Annotated in this window: 16 protein-coding genes; 6 read left to right on the top strand and 10 right to left on the bottom strand. The window is 34.7% G+C overall.

Translation table 11 applies throughout. From position 1 onward, the window contains the following. Positions 1-52 precede the first annotated feature (52 nt). Both B0M43_RS19280 and B0M43_RS19275 read left to right on the top strand, forming a co-directional pair. Positions 53-982 (top strand): AraC family transcriptional regulator, encoded by a 930-nt coding sequence (locus B0M43_RS19280; RefSeq protein WP_078007795.1) that lies wholly within the window; start codon positions 53-55, stop codon positions 980-982. A gap of 570 nt (positions 983-1,552) precedes the next feature. Next, on the top strand, positions 1,553-2,059 hold the full coding sequence (locus B0M43_RS19275; protein WP_078007794.1) for a hypothetical protein: 507 nt from the start codon (positions 1,553-1,555) through the stop codon (positions 2,057-2,059). On the opposite strand, the gene pdeM is transcribed toward B0M43_RS19275, so the two are convergent. The 8 genes from pdeM to B0M43_RS19230 all read right to left on the bottom strand — a co-directional run bounded on the left by pdeM (position 2,051) and on the right by B0M43_RS19230 (position 12,571). Then, complete coding sequence (gene pdeM, locus B0M43_RS19270; protein ID WP_078007793.1) at positions 2,051-2,686, bottom strand: ligase-associated DNA damage response endonuclease PdeM; 636 nt, start codon at positions 2,684-2,686, stop codon at positions 2,051-2,053. The two genes, B0M43_RS19275 and pdeM, sit on opposite strands and share 9 nt — an antisense overlap. Before the next feature lie 6 nt (positions 2,687-2,692). Then, positions 2,693-5,152 carry a ligase-associated DNA damage response DEXH box helicase gene (locus B0M43_RS19265; RefSeq protein ID WP_078007792.1) on the bottom strand — a complete coding sequence of 820 codons (2,460 nt, stop codon included), beginning with the start codon at positions 5,150-5,152 and terminating at the stop codon, positions 2,693-2,695. A 329-nt stretch (positions 5,153-5,481) separates the two neighbouring features. After that, a complete protein-coding gene (locus tag B0M43_RS19260; RefSeq protein ID WP_078007791.1) occupies positions 5,482-7,083 on the bottom strand; it encodes an ATP-dependent DNA ligase in 1,602 nt (533 codons plus the stop codon). Positions 7,084-7,209: 126 nt separating this feature from the next. Continuing rightward, the gene (locus tag B0M43_RS19255; protein ID WP_078007790.1) at positions 7,210-8,253 is read right to left on the bottom strand and encodes a ligase-associated DNA damage response exonuclease; all 1,044 of its coding nucleotides are present in this window, start codon (positions 8,251-8,253) and stop codon (positions 7,210-7,212) included. A 7-nt stretch (positions 8,254-8,260) separates the two neighbouring features. Beyond that, entirely contained in the window at positions 8,261-8,866 is a 606-nt protein-coding gene (locus B0M43_RS19250; protein WP_078007789.1) for a hypothetical protein, read from the bottom strand. 395 nt (positions 8,867-9,261) lie between these two features. Next, positions 9,262-9,639 (bottom strand): response regulator, encoded by a 378-nt coding sequence (locus tag B0M43_RS19240; protein WP_065448867.1) that lies wholly within the window; start codon positions 9,637-9,639, stop codon positions 9,262-9,264. A gap of 71 nt (positions 9,640-9,710) precedes the next feature. Further along, positions 9,711-11,045: a PAS domain-containing sensor histidine kinase gene (locus B0M43_RS19235; RefSeq protein WP_078007788.1), complete on the bottom strand. Its 1,335-nt coding sequence runs from the start codon at positions 11,043-11,045 to the stop codon at positions 9,711-9,713. Positions 11,046-11,218: 173 nt separating this feature from the next. Then, a complete protein-coding gene (locus tag B0M43_RS19230) occupies positions 11,219-12,571 on the bottom strand; it encodes a sigma-54 dependent transcriptional regulator (protein WP_078007787.1) in 1,353 nt (450 codons plus the stop codon). A gap of 280 nt (positions 12,572-12,851) precedes the next feature. Between B0M43_RS19230 and B0M43_RS19225 the strand changes: the two genes are divergently transcribed. Together B0M43_RS19225 and B0M43_RS19220 are read left to right on the top strand one after the other, a co-directional pair. Beyond that, a complete protein-coding gene (locus tag B0M43_RS19225) occupies positions 12,852-13,565 on the top strand; it encodes an ABC transporter ATP-binding protein (protein ID WP_065448864.1) in 714 nt (237 codons plus the stop codon). Between the two features lie 2 nt (positions 13,566-13,567). Beyond that, positions 13,568-15,991, top strand: a complete 2,424-nt coding sequence (locus B0M43_RS19220; RefSeq protein WP_078007786.1) for an ABC transporter permease — start codon at positions 13,568-13,570, stop codon at positions 15,989-15,991. Positions 15,992-16,060: 69 nt separating this feature from the next. Here B0M43_RS19220 and B0M43_RS19215 read toward each other — a convergent pair whose 3' ends face one another. Then, positions 16,061-16,873 (bottom strand): SDR family NAD(P)-dependent oxidoreductase, encoded by an 813-nt coding sequence (locus B0M43_RS19215; RefSeq protein ID WP_078008019.1) that lies wholly within the window; start codon positions 16,871-16,873, stop codon positions 16,061-16,063. Between the two features lie 97 nt (positions 16,874-16,970). Beyond that, complete coding sequence (locus B0M43_RS19210) at positions 16,971-17,558, bottom strand: TetR/AcrR family transcriptional regulator (protein ID WP_078007785.1); 588 nt, start codon at positions 17,556-17,558, stop codon at positions 16,971-16,973. Positions 17,559-17,930: 372 nt separating this feature from the next. Here B0M43_RS19210 and B0M43_RS19205 point away from each other — a divergent pair, with 372 nt between their 5' ends. After that, complete coding sequence (locus B0M43_RS19205; RefSeq protein WP_078007784.1) at positions 17,931-18,422, top strand: GNAT family N-acetyltransferase; 492 nt, start codon at positions 17,931-17,933, stop codon at positions 18,420-18,422. A gap of 2 nt (positions 18,423-18,424) precedes the next feature. Continuing rightward, the gene (locus B0M43_RS19200) at positions 18,425-18,904 is read left to right on the top strand and encodes a MarR family winged helix-turn-helix transcriptional regulator (RefSeq protein ID WP_078007783.1); all 480 of its coding nucleotides are present in this window, start codon (positions 18,425-18,427) and stop codon (positions 18,902-18,904) included. The last annotated feature ends 67 nt before the right edge of the window (positions 18,905-18,971 follow it).

The raw sequence follows: 18,971 nt of genomic DNA, 5'->3' as shown, positions 1-18,971 counted from the left end.
TTTCAATTTTTAAATATATATTCTTTTAGGAGAATACTGATAATGGCGCTATATGACGCCATTATTTGTTATGCAGAAAACCGTTGTCTATATTTGGTATAGATTAAAGCAAAAACAATTGAAGAATAAAATTACAACATACTCGCTCACACACCATAAGAGTTTGTTTGATAATGCCGACAATAATAAAGAGTATTTTTATATTCAGGCAAAAGATCATCCTTATATCAGCGAACCTTATCGTGCAGAAAGTTATGCGATAGAATTTCTTCGAAAGGGTAGCATTGTAATGCAAACCAAACTCAAGAAAATAGTAATTCACGCCCCTGCTATACTAACATTGGGACCTTCGGTAATTAGAAGCTTTACAAAAGACAGCGACGAAATTTTAATCGATATTATCTTTTTCAAACCTCAATTTTTCCTGCACAATCAGGCCAATGTTTTTTTTCTTTCGCAATATGAATTTTTCGACAATAGCGAAATGCATGTTTTCAATCTCGAGAAAAAAAACAAAATTAAGTTTGAACAAATCTTTACTTTGTTACAAGAATCTATTGCGTATAATTCTAATAATCAGTCTTCTATTCTAAGAGCTTATCTTTATATACTGATTTATGAATTAGACATTATAAAACAAACCATTACAAACGATTCAGCTCAAAATCCTTTGTTCGAAAAGTTCAAAGAAATCCTTTCCAGAGATTTTATAAGCCAAAGATCCGTTCAGTATTATGCTGATGCTTTATATGTATCGCGCAAATATCTTTCAGAAGTAGTTAAAAATAATAGCGGAAAAACCGCCAGCGATTGGATCGATGAAATTGTAATTCTCGAAGCCAAAATATTGCTTCAAAATAAAGATATTACAATCAACCAGATCAGCGATACATTAAACTTTCCCAATCAATCCGTTTTTGGCAGATTCTTTAAAAAATGCGAAGGAATTTCACCTTTAGAATATCGCAGAAAGAATGTTTAATATATTTAAAAGTATATACGTAATTATAATTTGGGCGAGTCACCATCCCGATAAGAGGGCAAATTTACTATGCGCTTATACGCCCTCTTATTGGGATGCTGTCGGGCTATCCGCGCTACTTCGGTAGCTTGCTTCTATCCCTCTCGCGAGCGACGAGCGAATGGAGTAGTTATTCGTTTTCGATCTCTTTTTTTAGTTTTTTAGCCCAATCTTGGGTTTAATTTTTTTATTTAAACATTCCAATTGTCATCCTGAGCGAAGTCGAAGGGCGCTCCAATTGAAACGTGGGCTTCGACTTCGCTCAGCCTGACAATAAAATGACAATACAATGCATTGTCTTTAAGTGAATAAAATTGTTAGCATCTGCATCTCAATTGTTAAAGTTGCTGCTATTGTGATTTATTAAAAGTAAAACGCCTTTCTTAAGCGATTCAACAAGCTATGTCTCTATGTGTTTAAAAAGAAGTCCCAATTAATCGAACCGCCTTTTCGAACAAAACAAAAGCCTTTTAGCTCTTTTCTGATCAATCAAATCATCTCAACTTTGCAGTAATAAAAAAAATAAAAGATATGTCTAAAATAGCAAAATTCGTAGTAATCATCAATGATAATGTAGTTTGGATGGAAGAAAAAGCACTGAAATTCTATTCTGATTTATTTGGTTCATCGAAAGAAATAGGAGAGAAGTACGCCAATGAAAACCTTTCAAGCCAGAAATTATTCAAAATACAAAACGATTTTTCAGTCGAAATGTTGATGGCGTATGATGGCGAAAATCCGTTGTCTTTCATGAAACTCAATTCATCCCGACTTTCGAATCAAAACCTTGATGCCAATAAACCAATAGGGGTAGATCATATTGTGTACTTCAATCCTGACGATATCAACGTGCTTTTTAAACGTGCCGAAGAAGTAGCTTTGCAAAGAAAATACGACTTAATTTGGGCGAAAGCTTTTAGAATTGATACGGTTTTAATAGATACATTAAAGTCTTTGGGTTACGAAGAATTCAATTACGAAAATGATACTACTCGTGACACAAATGAAAAACAGCTTTACCTTAAAAAATCAGTTTAAGTTAATTCTAATAACTTCATCATTTGCAATCGCATATACAATATCATTTTGTTGTGGTTTCAAAAGATGCTTTCCGGTAAATTCGCCAAATGCAGCCAGAATCATTTGATTTTCTTTCTGAAAAAAACAAGGTAATTTTAAAGATTGCGCACCAAAACCACGCAGCATAATTCCAGGATGAATGTGACCTGAAAAATTAAAAAAACCTTCTTTTAGGGTAGGATGATGTGTAAGTAAAAAATCATCGATTTCCAAAAATTCTACAACATCAATATCAAGTTTGAGATAGTGCTTTTTATCAATAATATCATGATTTCCTGCAATTAGGATAATAGTATTCGTGCAGCATTCTACCCATTTTTCGAATAAATCCCATTCGGTATTTTTAGAACTATGGAATAAATCTCCCAGGAAAATAATTTTTTCAGGTTTAAAATTTTCCACAATATCGGTCAAACGTTTAAAATTTTCCGAAACCACATTATTCGGAATCGCCACGCCGTGTTTCCTGAAATGCGATACTTTTCCGAGATGCACATCAGAAATGAGAAGCAATTTTCTCGTTTCCCAAAATAAAGCCCCACTCGGATGCAAAATAAATGTCTGATTTTGTATGGTAATCGTCATAAAATATTACTTCATATACGAAGCGGTCATTTTTTTTATTCGTTCTGCTAATGTTTCGCTGGATAATTTTTCCCGTAATCGGTCTGTAATTAACGGGAAACTAAAAGGCGTAGGTTTCAAACAGGATTTCCAGATAATCTCCTGATTGTTTATTCGTTCCAAAGCCATAATCAAACGGCCTTCTTCTAACTGATGCTCAAAGGTTTCGCGGTACGCTTGCTGAAACAATAAGTTATCAGGTTCGTAATCCCTGAAAACTTCAAACAACAATTGAGATCCGCTTTGCAAATGTTTTGTCTTGACCATTTTTCCCGGAAAACCTGTAAAAACCAAACCTGCAATTACGGCAATATCCCTGAATTTTCGTCTGGCCATTTCGGTCGCATTAAGGCTTTTTTGCAAATCATGATGCACATATTCCGTGGAGAATAAATTATTATCCAGAACATTCTGCATATCAATTTCCTGATCAGAAAGTAATTCGAATCCGTAATCATTATACGCAAGCGAAAAACTGATAGGCAAAAGTAAACTAATTCTATAAGCCAATAAACTTGCCAGCGCTTCATGTACAAACCGACCTTCAAAAGGATAAAAAATAGCGTGATAGCCTTCTCTGGTTTTAAACGTTTCAATCAAAAACTGATCGTCTCCGGGAACAATAGATTCCTTTCTTTGTCTTGCAAATAAAGGTTGTAGTGCTTTGAGTTCCGGCGATAAATTATCAGTATTGGCACGATACAATTCCTGACGCAGCAATTCGCTCATTTGTGCCGAAAGCGCCATTCTGCCACCCATCCAGCTTACTACTTTAGATTTCTTCTTAGGATCGGCCTTTCGAACCAAAACCTGCATATTTCTTATTCGGAACAATTCGAGCTGTTTTCCCGCGAAGATAAAAGTATCGCCTGGTTTTAATTTCGATACAAACCATTCTTCGATAGTGCCAATATAACCGCCACTCATAAATTTTACGTTGATAACAGCATCGCCCACAATAGTTCCTATTTGCATGCGGTGGTGCATGGCAATCAATCGGCTGTTGATTTTATAACGCCCGTCTTCTTCAACGTCAACTTTTTTATATTCATCATAAGCTTGCAGACTTTGACTTCCGTTAGAAATGAAATTCAAAACCCAATTCCAATTTTCTTCTGTCATTGCCTGATAACAAAAAGTTCCTTTGACTTCTTTAAAAATTTCATCAGGCAGAAATCCGTCAGAAACCGCTAAAGTATTGAGGTATTGTACCAAAACATCCCAACTGTTTAAGTACGGAACGCGATCTTCGATAACATTCTCTTCAACCGCTTTTTTCAATGCCGAAGCTTCTATTAATTCGATTGCATGCGTTGCCAGAAAATAAATTACACTTTCTTTCCCCGGTTGGTGTCCGCTTCTTCCGGCTCTTTGCAAAAATCGCGCAACACCTTTAGGTCCGCCAACCTGAATAATAGTTTCTACGGGAGCAAAATCAACTCCAAGATCCAGACTTGAAGTACAAACCACAACTTTTAGTTCTTCGTCTCTAATCGCTTGTTCAACCCAAAGTCTCGTTTCGCGATTAATACTTCCGTGATGCATCGCCATTTCTCCGGCAAACTCAGGATATTTTTCGAGCAATCGCTGAAACCAGATTTCACAAGCCGATCGTACATTCGTAAAAATCAAAGTCGTTTTACTCGCTTTTACAATTTTTGCCACTTCATCAATAAGATGCAAACCCATATGACCTCGCCACGGATAGGTTTCCATTTTATCCGGAATAATCGAAATGACTTTTATTTTTTTATGAATCTGAGCCTTTATCAAAACCGAATTATGATACGCTTCGGAATCTACACCAAGTAAAACTTCTTGCGCCTGCTGCAAATTTCCAATCGTAGCCGAAATTCCCCAAATGCGCATTTTTGACGCAATAGTTTTTAGTCGGGATAAAGCCAATTCGGTTTGAACACCGCGTTTTGTACCCAATAATTCGTGCCATTCATCAATGACAATTGCCGTACAATTGCCAAATATTTTGTCGTATCCTTTGGTTGCCAAAAGCAATTGCAAACTTTCCGGAGTGGTAACCAATAAATCCGGCATTTTTCCTTTTTGTTTGGCTCTCTCGCTTGCTGATGTATCTCCAGACCGAATTCCGACAGTCATTTGGGTACCCAAATCATTAACGACTCGTTCAGCAGCTTGTTTTATTTCTACCGAAAGAGAACGTAAAGGCGTAATCCAAATCGCTTTAAGACCGGGTTTGTGTTTGCTTTTATAATCGGGATTATTTTTTATGTAGTTGAGAACAATAGGTAACCAGAGCGCATAGGTTTTTCCGCTGCCTGTAGGAGCGTTCAGTAAACCGTTTTTTCCTTGCAAAAAAGCAGTCCAGGCCTGAGTCTGAAACGGAAAAGGTTTCCATCCCTGATTCTCAAACCATTCATTTGCTACCGCAAAAAGTTGCTCTCTGTTCATTATTTTTTTACCATTAAGATATTAAGTTTCATTAAGTTTTGCTTTTTGAAAGAAAATTAAGTAATCGGTTTTTTTAAATAAGTCCCAGCGGGACGTCATATTTATAGAAATTCATAGATTTATTTGATAGAACCCGTAGGGGTGACATATTTAGCTACTAATTAAAAATTAATATATCGCTCCTCTGGAGCTCTTTTTCGCTCGTATTCATAATTTCTATAAATATTACACTCCTCTGGAGCTTTAAAAACAAGAAATAAAAAATCCACGCTCATCCGTGTTTTCGCTTGCGAATCCGTGTCATCCGCGTGCCATTTCGCAATCTATAACTACAAAATCATACTCTTCAAATCCTCAATAGAATTGGCTTCATCAATTTTCTTATCATGTCGCCATCTTAAAATCCTGGGGAATCTTGTTGCAATGCCACTTTTATGTCTTTTTGAAAGCGCAATCCCTTCAAAACCAATTTCGAAAACCAATTGAGGCGTAACGCTTCTAACGGGACCAAATCTTTCCAGCGTATTTTTTTTAATCCAATCATCGACCATCCTGAATTCGGCATCGGTTAAACCGGAATACGCTTTTGCGAATGTGACCAGTTCTCGTTCGTTATTTTCGTTATTATGCCAAAGGGCAAAAGTATAGTCGGTAAATAAATTCGAACGTCGTCCGTGACCGCGCATGGCGTAGGTGAGGACGGCATCAATCACCAAAGGTTCAATTTTCCATTTCCACCAATCGCCTTTTTTTCTTCCTACCAGATAAGGCGAATCTTTTCTTTTGATCATTAAACCCTCGCTTTTCATTTCGCGGGAACGCAATCTTTCCTCCGTCAATTCTTCCCAGGTTGAAAATTTTACCCTTTCGGAAAGCTGCAGCGGAATATCATGGTGTTTGATATCTTCATATAATTGTTCCAATACTATACGTCTTTCTTCAAAAGGAAGATTTCGAATATCCTGACCTTTCCATTCTAATAAATCGTAAGCTTTTATAATTACGGGTGACTTTTTAAGGATCGCTGCGGAAACGGTTTTTCGACCAATTCGGGTTTGAAGATCATTAAAAGTTCCTATTTCGTTTTCTATGAATGGAAGAATTTCTCCATCGATTACAGTTCCATCAGGAATAATACCAATGAAAGATGCAAATTCAGGATATTTATCGGTTACTAATTCCTCGCCACGACTCCAGATAAAAATTTCATTATCACGGATGATGGTTTGCGACCTGATTCCGTCCCATTTGTGTTCAGCGCTCCAATCTTCGGGATTTCCTAAATTTGATGGTTCACCTTCAATAGGATAAGCAAGATAAAACGGAAAAGGTTTGGATAAATAATCGCTGTTTTGTTCGTCTAAAATTAATTCCTGAAACGTAATGGTGTTCGGATTCCAATCGCCCATTAATTTATGTGCCAATGAATCTTCATCAATATTTTCAGCTTTAGAAAGGGCACGCGTCATTAATTTTTGGCTTACGCCGATTCTAAAACTTCCGGTAATTAATTTAGTAAAAACAAAACGTTCGTAATAATTAAGCGCCAGCCAGTTTTCGTGCAGATATTCTTTTTTCTCGATATCTGTTTTCTTTTTCAGGGCAATAATTTCCTGAAGATATTCGGTTAAACTTTTATCTGAATGTTCTTTTGTAGTGGGGATTACCAAAGCAATAGTTTCGGCAAGATCTCCCACAATATGATAACTTTCCTCAAACAGCCAAAGCGGAATATCCGCCAGTTCATTCGCCCATAATCGTAATAAAGTTGTATTTACAGGTCGGGGAGGGCGACGGTGCGAAAGAATAGCAATTGTCCAGACTTTGTCTTCATTACTGGCATTAATGAAATAATTGGTTAAAGCATCTACTTTTACCGAAGTTTTATTAGAACTGTCAAGCGCTTTTATAAGTTCGGCAAAGTTTTTCATGTTTTTATTTTTTTTTAAGAAGAGAGGCAAGAAGCAAGATACAAGAAACAAGATTTGATTCTTGTATCTTTCTTCTTTCTTCTATTATCTTTTATCTTTCTTCGTCTATCCTCTTTTTTCTTGCATCTATTCTCTTTGCTCTTCTATTCTTTCTTCTTCAACATCTTTCTTACTATCCATTTCACCTAATTCTCCTTCATATTGCGTGTGAGCAGTTCGGGCATCATACCCTAATTCTTGTAGATATTTCGAGAATATATCCGAATATCCGTGGGTACAAATTATTTTTTCGGCTCCGGTTGCTTTAATGCTTTCCAGTAAACCCGTCCAGTCGCAATGGTCGCTTAAAACAAAACCTCTGTCTACGGCTCTTCTTCGCCTGGCTCCTCTAAAAGTCATCCATCCGCTGGCAGAACCTGTCACAAACGGAGTCATTTTACGAATCCATGTCGAGCCGTGTGCGCTTGGCGGAGCAAGAACAATACTTCCTAATAAATCTTCTTTTTTAGTTTCGGATGTGACTCTTATAGTGGCTGGAAAATCGACTAAGGGACGTAAAACTTCCGTCATATTTTCGATCGCTCCATGCGTGTATATTTTTCCAATATTGGGATCGAGATATTTTAATAAACGCTGTGCTTTTCCTAACGAATATCCAAAGAGCACAGAAGTTTTTCCTTCGGCGCGATTTTCTGCCCACCAATTATTAATATCGGTCATTACTTCGGCTTGGGGTGTCCATTTAAAAGCGGGTAATCCAAAAGTACACTCTGTTATAAAAGAGTGACATTTGACCACTTCATAAGGCACAGAAATTCCGTCATCTTCGGTTTTATAATCTCCGGTAAAAACCCAGACTTCGCCTTTGTATTCTACTCTTATCTGAGCAGAACCAATGACGTGACCCGCAGGATGAAGCGAAAATTGTACACCATTTACGGTAAAAGTTTCGTTCCAGTCTTTTCCGGTCACATTAATATCTCCTAAACGATGTTTTATGATAGGCACATTGTCATAATGTGTAATGTAATTTTTGTGTCCCCAACGCGCATGATCAGCATGTCCGTGCGTAATAATGGCGTTTGTAACCGGACGCCACGGATCGAGATATACATCTGCCTGCTGGCAATATATACCTTTATCGTTGAAAGCTAATAATGGGACTTTCATAACCTGATTACGCTATTTGAGCAATTCTGGCACTTTTATACAAGGGATAAGTATGCATAAAATCAGATACGCCATCTTTCATGCTATCAAAAGATTTTCCGTAAAAATACAAAGCTGTGGTCGAGTTTCCCTTCCAGTATCTTTCCTGAGATGTATTGGTTATCTTCGAAATTTCTGATTGTACAAAATCAACATTGTAATCTTCCTGATCTTTTTGGTAACCATTTTCTCCATCAAAATAAATAGCAATTCCTTCGTTTTTACCAAACGGAATTTCCTGATGTGTTTTTTCTATAATTACTTTTGATCCTTTTGGGGCGCCACAAATTTCGACAAAATTAATAATGTCGTTTAAAACCGCTTTATTAATTTCTTCCTTATAAAATTTGACATGAATATCACAAAAGATTATTTCTCCGGGCTCTTCTTTAAGAATTCCGCCACCCGAAATTTCACCATAATTATTTTCAGATAAAAAATCATGTAAAGGCAACATATAAAGATTTCTTCGGTCTAAAGGTGAAACTTTATCATTAATCTGAATTACAATATCGTACGGATTTTGAATAGATTCGTCGCTTTCGAATAAATTGGATATAAATTGTATTAACATAGCAATTAAGGTATTAGTGATAAAATAATAAACTCAAAGTTACTAACGAAGCCGAGTTTGGAATTTATACTTTTTCCCAAAAATGTTACATGATTTCTGATTAGAATAAAGAATAAAGAATAAAGAATAAAGAATATAGAATATAGAATATAGAATGCTACCTTATAACGTGCTAATGATTTAAACACAAGAATTTAAGTAACTTAGTTTTACACAAAATAGCCTCAATCATTGTCATTCCTGAGAACGAGGAATCTTCGAAAGTAACTCCGTTCCTAAAAGCCCATCTTTGCCGAGTTTCTTGTGAGGATTTACTCCGTCTGTTCGCTATCGCTCGAGTCTCCTTCGCCGAAATGACAAAAATACGCAGAGAATTATGGATTAAAAAAAAAATATTACAATATGGCATCCAAAGTGCTTACCAAGTCCTGGAAATTATTTGGCTTTGTAAAGATCTGTACAGCAGTAAATTCTTGCGTTAACTTTTTTAAGGTTTCGTGCGAATGCGAAGAATACACCACGACCTGAATTTTACTAAGTTCAGGAATTTGTCGCAATTCTTGTATAAATTCGGCACCACTTAAGTATGGCATTTGCATATCCAGAAATATAAAGTCAGGCAAAACAGTTGCTGTCTTTAGATTATTTAATGCTTCAAGTGAATTACTGGAGATTGTAGTGAGTATATTTTTGTTTAATGAAGCAATCGCAGCGATAAAAAGTTCGCAATCATCTTCGTCATCATCTACTAATAAAATTACTGTATTTTTCATTCCATGAAATTATTTTAAAATCAGTGGCTATGGTTATATAATTTTACGTTGATGTTATATAATATAAATGTTTAGACCTCAACAAGACAAATCTCAAAAGTAGTTTTTCCGTCTTCATTTTTATGATTAATATAGCCGCCGTGGGCTTCTATAATATTTTTAGAAAGCGTCAGGCCAATTCCGGCGCCTTCTGGCCTTGTGGTGAAAAAAGGCAGGAATATTTTGTTTTCTATTTCTTTTTCAATTCCGTTTCCTGTGTCGGTAATTTTTATGAAGATTCGGTTTTCTTTGGCTTCCGCCGAAATTAAAATCTGCTTTTGTAAAGAGTCTTTTAGTGCATGAAAACTATTCGTTAGCAGATTAATTAATACTTGTTCTACTTGTCTGGCATCAACATTTATAAAACGTTTAAAAGTAATATTGTTTATGATTTCGATATTTTTTTCCTTGAATAAAGGCTGCATGATTTGAATACAGTTATCGATCAAGTGCTGCAATTCTATTTTTTCTTTTTTAGGAGAAGGCAGCATTGCTAATTTTCGATATCCTTCGACAAACTTTTGCAAATGGTCACTTCGCCTCAACATGGTTGCAACGCTGTTTTTTACATCTTCAAGATCTTCATCTGACATTGAATCCTGTTCGACCAAATCTTGTAAATTCTGGCAAATAGAACGAATAGGTGTAATGGAGTTTAAAAGCTCGTGCGAGATCACTTTCATCAAATTGACCCAGGCTTCTTTCTCTTTTTTCTCCACTACATTCTGAATCGAATCCAGCAAAACAATAAAATAATCCTGTTCGAAAATCTCGGTTCTAGAAGCCTGCAAAACAAAGGTTTGATTGTTTTGTTCGTTTACACTAATTTCTATAGCTGTTTTTATTTCCTGAAAATTGTCTTCCTCTATAATTTCACATAACGACGGCAATTGATTTTTCAGGTATTTCCACTTCGATACTTTTGGTACATTAAAATGTGTCGAAAAGTAGTCATTCATTAAAAAAATATTCCAATCGCTATCTTGTTTTTGCAGAATGATAATTCCGGTTTCGATATTATTTAAAATAGAACGGTAGATAATATCTTTCGAAATCTGTTCTTTTTCTTTGCTTTTTAAAGTGTCATACAGGCGAAATAAATCACTATAATTTGTATTGAATTTATGTTTCGAAAAATCAGAACTAAAATCATTTTGTAATATCGAAGAAATGGTTTTATTATAAATCAAAACAAAATTGCGAACATAAAAATACATTTCGCGAATCATCAGGAAAACAATAAAAAGGCCAAATACTCCAGTAAAAAACAAATCAATTTTAAAGAAATAAATCGAAAGTTCAATCGCGCTAACAATTAAAATTAATCGAATAAACAGTAGTTTATAGGTTTGAAATGTTTTAAACATAATTTTTTAAATTAAAAATGGAGAATTAAAAATTAAAAACTTTCATTTTTCTAATGTGATATAATCTGGACACAAGTATTGTAAAACAATTTTAAACACAAATTTTAATAATAAACTTTGTTTGTGAAATTAATTCCACAAACAAAAATTAGTGTCAATTAGTGAAATTGGTGTTACTCATCTGTTTTGATGTTATATTTCTCTAAACGACGGTACAAAGCCCCTCTTGACAAACCCAATTCTTCTGCAGTTTTGCTGATATTATTATTGTTTTTGAGCAATGCTTTTTCAACCGCAGCTTTTTCTACAGAGGAAAGCTGAATATCATCCGGATTTTCTTCGTAAGCTGTTATGGTTTCCAGATCTAAATCAGCAATTGTAATTTTATTGTTTTCGCACAAAATTACGGCACGTTCGATTTTGTTTTCCATCTCGCGAATGTTTCCTTTCCAGGCATGTTTTTCGATTTGTTCCGGTACTTTTTTATCAAAAGTAATTTCGTCTCTTCCGTATTTTTCGGTCATTTTATCCAATAAATATTCGGCTAACGGAATCTTGTCTTCGTTACGCTCTCTTAGCGGAGGCAAAATAATTTCCATGGTATTAATACGATAATACAAATCTTCACGGAAATTTTTTTCGGCAACTTCAAGTTTCAGGTTTAAGTTGGTTGCCGTGATAATGCGCACGTTTAATGGTCTTGCCTTTGTTTCGCTTAATCGGGTTACTGTTTTGGTTTGGATCACCTGCAGTAATTTAGATTGCAAATGCAGCGGAACATTCCCAATTTCATCCAGAAAAATAGTGCCATTTTGTGCCATTTCAAAACGTCCGGGAGTATCCACTTTCGCATCGGTAAAAGCGCCTTTTGCATATCCGAAAAGTTCACTTTCGAAAATATTTGAGTTTAAAGATCCTAAATCAACCGCAACAAAAGGATTGTTTTTTCTGTCTGATTGTTTGTAAATATGATGAGCGAGAACAAATTTTCCGGTTCCGTTTTCGCCCAGAATCAAAACATTGGCATCCGTTTTAGCCACTTTATCCGCTAGTGAATATGCTTTTTTTATAATCTCCGAAGTTCCAATAAAAAAGTCATTTTCAATTTCAATATTTTTTTCTTTCTTCTGTTCTTTGCGTGATTTGTCAACGGCTTGTTTTACAGATTCCAGAAGTTTTTTATTTTCCCATGGTTTTAAAATATAATCAAAAGCGCCATTTTTTAAACCTTCAACAGCGGTTTCGACTTTACCAAAAGCCGTCATCAAAATCACAACGGTTTTGGGCGAAAGTGTTTTTATTTCTTTCAATAAATACAAACCTTCTCTTCCGTCTTCAAAACCTATTCGATAATTCATGTCGAGCAAAACAACATCAATGCTTTTTTTCGACAATAATTCGACAATATTTTTTGGATTATTAAGAGTATAAATGTCTTCAAAATACTTTTTCAGGTACACTTTCGACGCAAAAAGAATGTCTTCCTGGTCGTCTATGATTAAAATTGAGGCATTTGTCTTTTTCATTTTTGTTCGGTTTTGGACGAAAGCTGTCCAATAATGGACACTTTAAGTTGTTGTGTGAAAATAAAAATTTAAAAATTAGATAGTTACAAATTTTAAATTTTTGGCATGAAAATCACAATTAGATTAGTAAATCATCAACTATGAGAATCATTATTGCTGGTAAATGTAACAAAAATAGATATTTATAGATTATGTTATCAATTATCTTAATTTAGGATCTGTTTTTTACTTCAGCCATAAAATTTTCAGCAAGAAAAACAAACATCAAAAACGAATTATTATGATCAGAATTACTAAGCTTTCTAAAATTTTTAGAACTGAAGAAGTAGAAACAAAAGCATTAAGCGAAATTTCATTAACCATTAATCAAGGCGATTTTGTATCGATTATGGGACCATCCGGAAGCGGAAAATCAACTTTATTAAATATCATCGGATTATTAGACAGCGCATCTGGCGGAAGCTATGAATTGTTAGGGCAGGAAATGATTGGACTGAAAGAAAGTTTGAAATCGAAAGCGAGAAAAGAAAACGTTGGTTTCATCTTTCAGAATTTTAATTTAATTGATGAATTATCGGTTTATGATAATATCGAATTACCGCTGATTTACAACAACGTTCCGTCATCTGAAAGAAAGAAAAAAGTAGACGAAATGGCAAAGATATTAGGTATTTCGCATCGTTTGAAACATTATCCACAGCAACTTTCAGGAGGTCAGCAACAGCGTGTTGCCGTTGCAAGAGCTTTAATCAATGATCCGGCGATTATTCTTGCCGATGAGCCTACAGGAAATCTGGACAGTAAAAACGGAAATGAAGTGATGGAATTATTAACAGACCTTCATGCCAGCGGAGCAACGATCCTGATGGTGACGCACTCAGATTACGATGCTTCGTTTTCTCAAAGAACTATTTTAATGAAAGACGGAATCATACTTTCAGAAAAAATGAACCATAGAAATGTAGATGTTTTAGTAACGAACTCAATCAACTAATCATGCTAAAAAACTGGATCAATATATTTATTTATCATATCAGGAACAATAAAGTTTTTACGGCTTTGAATGTTTTAGGTTTGAGTATTGGAATTGCGGGTTTGATTTTTGCGATTTTGTATTGGAATGACGAGCATTCTTATGATCAATGGAATCCCAATAAAGAAAATGTCTTTATGGTTGCTAATCAGATGGATCCCACTACTTATTGGGCTTCAAGTTCAGCACCAATAGGATCTGCTATAAAAGACGCAAGCCCTGAAGTCGAATCTTACTGTTATCTAAGCGGTTACTATAGCAATGATATTATTCGCTATAATAATAAAAAAGTGCAGTCTGACAAAATAATTGAGGCGCAAGAAAACTTTTTTGATTATTTCCCTTATCAATTTATTGAAGGAAGTGCAAAAAATGCATTACCAGATGTAAACAGCATTTGTTTGTCGCAGGATTTGGCTGTTCAGATTTTCGGAAACCAACCAGCTTTGGGTAAACAAATTGTGCTGCAGGGTAAAAACCTAATAGTAAGAGGTGTTTATAAACTCGATAAAAAATCAGTTTATAATCCGTCGTGCGTAGTTAATTTTATAGATGCAAGAATAAAACAAACTATTCAGCAATGGGGTAATTTTCAATTTGTTCTGTTGTTAAAATTAAAGAATCCTAATGGACAGCAACGAGTGATTCAAAATCTTCAAAAATTATATTTTGACAACATGACCGCCCTTTTTGCAAAGGATCAGGGTATTACACCTGAAGAGTTTATTAAGAAATATGGTCAGGTAAAACCAGGTTTAGAGTCGTTATCCTCTATACGATTACATACTAAAACCAGTGGCGTGATAGAAGCAAACGGTAACCTTCAATTTTTGCTTATCATGGTAGGGTTATCTGTTTTAATTCTAATTCTATCTATTGTAAACTATATTAACTCAGCTACAGCAAATGCGATAAAGAGAGCAAAAGAAGTTGGAGTGCGTAAAATTATCGGGGCTTCAAAATCAGCTATAATCAAGCAATTTATTTTTGAAACTGCTATCATTTCATTGTTTTCAATTTTGATATCGCTTGTTATTGTTGAGCTTTCTCTGCCTTATTATAATGCTTTTTTAGAAAAAACGCTTGTATTGCAAAGTGGTCAGTTCTATTTGCAGCTTGCGGCTATATTTATTTTGACTGTTATTCTTGCAGGAATATTTCCAGCAGTGTATGTTTCTAATTTTGAAGCACTAAAAGTATTAAAAGGAAATTTTGGAAGAAGCAAAAGCGGTGTCTGGCTTAGAAACGGAATGCTGATTTTTCAATTTGCTATTGCGGCTTTCTTTATTGTTGGATCTTATATTGTGTATGAGCAAATAGAGCTAATGAACTCCAAAGACCTTGGGTTTAGCGGAAAACAAATCCTTAATATCTCCTACAGAAATATCTACGGCGACGGGATAACTGATAAAGACCGTTTTGAACGATATAGTATTATTCAAAACCAATTGAAGCATATTAAAGGAGTACAACAAGTTGCAGGAGGTGGTTTTGTTTTTGGAAGTGGGGCAAAATCTGTAATATCATATCATTATAAAGACAGAAATATTGACGGAAATAATGTACCAATAGATTTTGGACTGCTGGAAATGATGAAAATAAAAATTGTAAAAGGACGTTATTTGAGTCCTAAATTTGCGCAGGATACTGTTGCTTCAATGTTAATTAATGAAACGGCCTTAAAACTATTAAATGAAAAAAATCCGATAGGAAAAAAATTGCACTGGAACGGACAAGATGCCATTATTGTTGGGATTGTAAAAGATTTTAATATAGGAAATCCCGGAGATCCAATCCCTCCAATGTCTTTTTTCCATTTTAAAACTGTTCCCTGGTTTTCAGGAATTTTAAACAATATTTATATTACGGCCGATCCTAAAACCATGCAGCAAACCATAGCTGATATAGAAAATCTCTGGACAAAAAAAGTAGATACAGAATATCCGTTTTTATATGATTTCGTAGATAAAGAATATAAAAAGTCTTATAGCAGTTATGTAAAGCAAAAGAATCTCTTCTCTTTATTGAATGTTGTTGTTATCGTAATTGCCCTTTTCGGGTTATTTGCTCTCGCTTCATATTCTATAGAAAGACGTATGAAAGAAATCGCCATTCGAAAAACACTAGGTGCGGAAACGAATGTTTTATTAAAAGAACTTTGCAAACAATATGTTGTTTTTAGTGTAATTGGATTTTTAATAGCTTTATTTCCAGTCTATTATTTATTGAATAAATGGTTAGAGAATTTTGCGTACAGAATTACTATTTCTGTTTATCCGTTTATAATTGGCTTTACTGCTTTATTGGCCTTAACGTTATTAGTGGTACTTACAAGAGCTTATCAGGCCACCAAAATAGATGTTTTGAAATACCTGAAATACGAATAAAATATAAAATTTAAAACCTCCAAAAAACGAATAATTTTGGAGGTTTTATTTTTAATGAAAGGTTTAAAATTAACCGTGAGCAGCTACAGAAACATCTGCCCATTCTTCCCAAGTGGCTAGTTTTTGTTGGTAAACTTGTTTTGCAAGTGGTAAAGCTACTTTTCCTAAAAATAGGCGTAAAGGAGGATTTTCTGCTTCAACCAGTTTAACAATTGCAGGTGCAGTAGCGCTTGCTTGTCCAAAAGTGTCAGGATCATGTCCTTCTGCTATTGCTTTTTTAAGTCCGTCATAAGCATCAATACTTTTACTATTGAAACCGTTACCCCAAATGTCTGTAAAATAACCGTTTGGTTCAACCAAAGTAACATTGATTCCAAATTGTTTTACTTCGTGAGCTAAAGTCTCTGTAAGACCTTCTACGGCAAATTTAGAAGCATTATAAAGACCTAAATTAGGCAAAGTTGCAATTCCTAAAATAGAAGAAACTTGTATAATATGTCCGCTTTTTTGCTGTCTCATTATAGGTAAAACTGCTTGGGTCAACCAAAGAGTACCAAAAAAGTTAGTTTCAAATTGTGCTCTTGCTTCTGTTTCGCTAGCTTCTTCAACAGCTCCGTTTAAGGCATAACCTGCGTTATTGATCAGGATATCGATTGTACCAAAATGTTGTTTTACTTTTTCTACAAGTGCAAACGAATCTTCGCGTTTGTTTACGTCCAATGTTAGAGGTAAAATTGCGTCTCCGTATTGTGCTTTTAAATCGGCCAGGGTATCAATATTTCGTGCTGTTGCAGCTACCTTGTATCCTTTTGCTAAAAATGTTTCTGCCCAGATTTTTCCAAATCCTTTTGATGCTCCTGAAATTAAAATTGTTTTTGACATTGTATTTGTTTTTAAATTATTGATTTTGCTATTGTAATTGATTTTTGCTATTGTAATTAAAAATGACTGATCGGTCATTTTTTTTAATAAAAAAAAATTAGAGTGTGTTTTCCTCTATAATTTTTTTTAATGTTTTAGCGATAACTTTCATTTTATCATTGTTACCCGCCATTCTCGAAATAAGATGACCACCTTCCATCATGGCTAACATAATGATGGCAAACTCTTCAGCATTCCACTCCGGGTTAAATTCTCCGTTGGCAATTCCTTTGTTGACACTATTGGTCAATAACTGCTGATTAGCGTTACAGCCTTTATTTATTTTCTCTTTTACGATAGGATTAGTGTCGTCAGCCTCGGTACCAAAATTCAGTAACGGACAACCACCTGTAAGTGGAGGATTTACGGCATTACTGAAAAAATCGATATAAGTAAAAAGCTCTTCTTTGGCTGTTTTACTTTTACTAATTTCAGATACCAGTTTATCGCCCAGTACTTTCATATTATGATCTACCGCAGCGCAGGCCAGTACATCTTTATTTTCAAAGTGCACGTACATGCTTCCTTTAGACAATTTCGTTGCTTCCATAATATCACTCATAGAAGTAGCGGCAATCCCTTTTGTATTAAAAATTGGTGCTGCTTTTTCTATAATGAATTGTCTGGTTTCTTCTCCCTTTGTCATGATAGTTTTCATTTTACGAGTACAAATATATGACCGATTGGTCATATTTGCAAATCTTTTTACTTTTTTGTGATAAGTTTCACATTTTGACCTGGCTTGAAATTTGCCACAAAGTCGCTAAGTCACAAAGTTTTTTTTTCATTTCACACAGATTTGGGAGATTCGAACTGATTCTAAAAAGATTTTAAATTAGTCAAAGCAAAAAAATAATCTGCAAAATCTGCTTAAATATTTCCTGAATCTGGTTGAAATAAAAACTTTGCAACTCTGCGCCTTTGCGCGAATATTTCACATCAATAAATAAAAAACTCAATCAAATATTTTTATTTATGTATTTAACTACGTAGTTTTGTAAAGTAAATTTTCAAAAACATGATACCACAAATTATTCCCATAGAAAACAAATTCTCAAATGAGGTAGTAGATTTAATCTTAAACATTCAGCAAAAAGAATTTAACGTTGCTATTACTATTGAGGATCAGCCAGATCTCTTAAATATAAAAAACTTCTATTACACAAGCGGAGGTCATTTCTGGGGCGCTTTTGTAAATGATGAACTGGTAGGAACAATTGCTTTAATAAAATTTAACGATTCTGAAGCTGCGATCAGAAAAATGTTTGTAAAGAAACAATATCGTGGAAAAGAGTTTTCGATTGCCCAGAAATTATTAGACACTTTACTGGATTATTGCAGCGAAAATGAAATTGATGATTTATATTTGGGAACCATAACAGTATTAGAAGCTGCTTTGCGTTTTTATGAAAGAAATCATTTTGTACGAATCGAAAAAGAATCGCTTCCGGACACGTTTCCTGTTATGAGTGCCGACAATGTTTTTTGTCATTTAAAACTAAAAAAGTAACGATGAATATAATTGATGAATCTGGGATTTTAGCCATTTCGACACGATTGCAAAGACTTAGTGAGCAATTACGAAAGGACGGTGCTTTATTTTATAAATCATACGGAATCGACTTTGAACCCAAATGGTTTCCTGTCGTGTATACTTTGCATCATAAAGAAGTTTTGAGTGTGGTCGAAATTGCAAACGAAATTGGTTATACACATCCTTCGACCATTAGTTTGTTAAAAGAACTTGAAAAACAAAAGTTAATTCGATCTAAAAAGGACAAAGTCGACGAACGCAAAAGATTAATTTTACTAACCCCAAAAGGACAGGAATTAATCCTGAAAATGAAACCGGTCTGGGATGTAATGTCCAGCGTTCTAAAAGAAATTGCGGACAATCAAAACAATCTGCTCCAGGCGATTAACGAAGCCGAAAGCAAATTAACACATCAGAGTTTTTTACAAAGAGCACTGCAGTTGAAAAGCCTGGAATAGGGGCAAAGGTTCAGAGTAACAAAGTTTCAAAGGTTTTTTTCTATTGTGACCCTGAGCGAAGTCGAAG

Source organism: Flavobacterium sp. KBS0721 (genome assembly GCF_002007065.3).
GTDB lineage: Bacteria > Bacteroidota > Bacteroidia > Flavobacteriales > Flavobacteriaceae > Flavobacterium > Flavobacterium piscis.
This window is presented reverse-complemented; position numbering and strand designations above follow the sequence as displayed.

Bases quoted from the DNA above. Each gene is read 5' to 3' on its own strand.
- B0M43_RS19280 (WP_078007795.1), top strand. From the start codon at position 53: ATGACGCCATTATTTGTTATGCAGAAAACCGTTGTCTATATTTGGTAT.
- B0M43_RS19275 (WP_078007794.1), top strand. From the start codon at position 1,553: ATGTCTAAAATAGCAAAATTCGTAGTAATCATCAATGATAATGTAGTT.
- pdeM (WP_078007793.1), bottom strand. From the start codon at position 2,686: ATGACGATTACCATACAAAATCAGACATTTATTTTGCATCCGAGTGGG.
- B0M43_RS19265 (WP_078007792.1), bottom strand. From the start codon at position 5,152: ATGAACAGAGAGCAACTTTTTGCGGTAGCAAATGAATGGTTTGAGAAT.
- B0M43_RS19260 (WP_078007791.1), bottom strand. From the start codon at position 7,083: ATGAAAAACTTTGCCGAACTTATAAAAGCGCTTGACAGTTCTAATAAA.
- B0M43_RS19255 (WP_078007790.1), bottom strand. From the start codon at position 8,253: ATGAAAGTCCCATTATTAGCTTTCAACGATAAAGGTATATATTGCCAG.
- B0M43_RS19250 (WP_078007789.1), bottom strand. From the start codon at position 8,866: ATGTTAATACAATTTATATCCAATTTATTCGAAAGCGACGAATCTATT.
- B0M43_RS19240 (WP_065448867.1), bottom strand. From the start codon at position 9,639: ATGAAAAATACAGTAATTTTATTAGTAGATGATGACGAAGATGATTGC.
- B0M43_RS19235 (WP_078007788.1), bottom strand. From the start codon at position 11,045: ATGTTTAAAACATTTCAAACCTATAAACTACTGTTTATTCGATTAATT.
- B0M43_RS19230 (WP_078007787.1), bottom strand. From the start codon at position 12,571: ATGAAAAAGACAAATGCCTCAATTTTAATCATAGACGACCAGGAAGAC.
- B0M43_RS19225 (WP_065448864.1), top strand. From the start codon at position 12,852: ATGATCAGAATTACTAAGCTTTCTAAAATTTTTAGAACTGAAGAAGTA.
- B0M43_RS19220 (WP_078007786.1), top strand. From the start codon at position 13,568: ATGCTAAAAAACTGGATCAATATATTTATTTATCATATCAGGAACAAT.
- B0M43_RS19215 (WP_078008019.1), bottom strand. From the start codon at position 16,873: ATGTCAAAAACAATTTTAATTTCAGGAGCATCAAAAGGATTTGGAAAA.
- B0M43_RS19210 (WP_078007785.1), bottom strand. From the start codon at position 17,558: ATGACAAAGGGAGAAGAAACCAGACAATTCATTATAGAAAAAGCAGCA.
- B0M43_RS19205 (WP_078007784.1), top strand. From the start codon at position 17,931: ATGATACCACAAATTATTCCCATAGAAAACAAATTCTCAAATGAGGTA.
- B0M43_RS19200 (WP_078007783.1), top strand. From the start codon at position 18,425: ATGAATATAATTGATGAATCTGGGATTTTAGCCATTTCGACACGATTG.